2 protein-coding genes are annotated in these 1,888 nt (G+C 37.9%); one reads left to right on the top strand and one right to left on the bottom strand.

From position 1 onward, the window contains the following. Window positions 1–703: MBL fold metallo-hydrolase (locus FTV34_RS17210; protein WP_180070884.1), on the bottom strand; the 703-nt coding region annotated here is incomplete at its 3' end. A 132-nt stretch (window positions 704–835) separates the two neighbouring features. Between FTV34_RS17210 and FTV34_RS17205 the strand changes: the two genes are divergently transcribed. Beyond that, window positions 836–1,807, top strand: coding sequence for a GlxA family transcriptional regulator (locus FTV34_RS17205; protein ID WP_180070882.1), 972 nt, complete (start codon window positions 836–838; stop codon window positions 1,805–1,807). Window positions 1,808–1,888 lie beyond the last annotated feature (81 nt).

The following is a 1,888-nucleotide window of genomic DNA, read 5'->3' as shown; positions in this document are numbered from 1 at the left end:
TAATAATGGATTCTTTAAAGCCATCAACCAAGGCGTTACCTGTATTCAAGACAATCACATCAGGTTTAAATGTTTGAATCGCTTGATCAACTTCAGAACGCCAGATGGTATCTCCTGCTACATAAACAGTTTCATGACCAGCAGCTTCAAATACCACCCCCATTGCTTCGCCTAATCCAGCTTTAAGCTTAGGAATACGGTACATGGCATCAGTACCATGTTGGCCACCAGTTTTAGTGAGCTTAATCCCTTCAAAGGTGGCTTGCGTTAATACACGGACATCTTTGAAGCCTTGTGACTGAATGACTTTTTGGTCTTCTTTATTCTGTACAAACAAGGGCATGTTTTTCGGAATAGCCGCTTGTGCTGCATCATCCCAATGATCTAAATGGGTATGGGTCACGATTACCGCATCTACACCTTCTAAAATCGTTTCGGGCTTGATAGGCAAATCGACTAATGGGTTCCGTAAATAGCTACGATGAGTATCGGGGAAACCTTCATAGAACCCTTTTTTAGCAAACATTGGGTCAATTAAAAAGGTTGTATCAGCATAGGTTACTTTAATCGTTGCATTGCGAATTTCTTGTATATGCGTAACTTTAGAAGTATCTCGCTGAACCACCTGATCCTTCGCATATAAATGGACTGAAGCCATTGCCAGAGAGAGTGCAATAACAGAGCTACTTAAAATTTTATTCATATTCCAGATCCAATCATTGAGTCATACTCGAATCATGATAGGAAAAATCAAATAATAAAATTGTCCTTAAGGACAATCATCGAAACTATTGGGACAACATGCTATATTTATTATTTTAGAGAGGTAGATCGAATGGCTATACCAGTGATTGGATTATTCGTTTATCCCAATATAAATCCATTTCACTTCTCTATCCCCCATATCATTTTTAATATCAAGATTAAAGATAAACGCTTATTTGATCTGAAAATTTTTTCTATAGATGGCCAACCCGTAAAAACAGAACAGTCTATGATGATTATCCCTGATGGTGGGATTGAACTCATTAAAGAGTCGGATCTTATTATTATTCCTGGATGGGATGATTTTAATCATGAGCCTGAACAAGTACTTATCGATGCCCTAAATTGTGCATATCAGACTGGAATTAGAATTGTAGGGTTATGCTATGGAACTTATGCATTGGCATATGCTGGTTTACTTGATCATAAAAAAGCAGCTACGCACTGGATGGCTGAACAAGATTTTAGTGAGCGATTTCCACAGGTTCAGCTTGATCATGATGCCCTGTATGTAGAAGACCAAAGGATCGTAACCTCTGCAGGAACAGGCGCAGCATTAGACTGCTGCCTATATTTGGTACGAGAAATCTATAATGCACGAATTGCGAATAAAGTCTCTAGAGTAATGGTGATCCCGCCTCACCGTGAAGGTGGGCAAGCTCAGTTTATTGAACAGCCAGTCGCAGAATCGAGCCAAGATGCACAAATTAATGTATTACTTGATTTTTTAAGAAAGAATTTAGCTTTACAACATAATATTGAAAGCCTCGCTGAACGGACACATATGACACGCAGGACGTTCACACGGCATTTTAAGAAAGCGACAGGCATGACCCTAGTCGATTGGCTGAATACTGAAAGAATCAGATTAAGTTGTGAACTTTTAGAAACGACAAACTTGTCTATCGAAAAGATAACCGAGCTTTCAGGTTTTAATAATACCGTGTCATTTAGAAAAAATTTTCGTGAAAAATATGGCACCAGCCCTCAGGCATGGAGAAAAGCTTTTGGGATCATTAATGAAAATAATCCACCCATTTAACATAATGGATATTATACGAAGTACACTTGTATATTAATATAAATATCAGATACTTATTTAAATGATAAAAATCCAAAAATG

The organism is Acinetobacter sp. YH16038 (assembly GCF_013417275.1).
In the GTDB taxonomy this organism is placed as follows: domain Bacteria; phylum Pseudomonadota; class Gammaproteobacteria; order Pseudomonadales; family Moraxellaceae; genus Acinetobacter.
Note: the sequence above shows the minus strand (reverse complement) of the source record. Positions and strands in the feature narration are given on the sequence as shown.

What these genes read in the sequence shown, in the direction of transcription:
- FTV34_RS17205 (WP_180070882.1), top strand. Translation starts at nt 836, where the DNA reads ATGGCTATACCAGTGATTGGATTATTCGTTTATCCCAATATAAATCCA.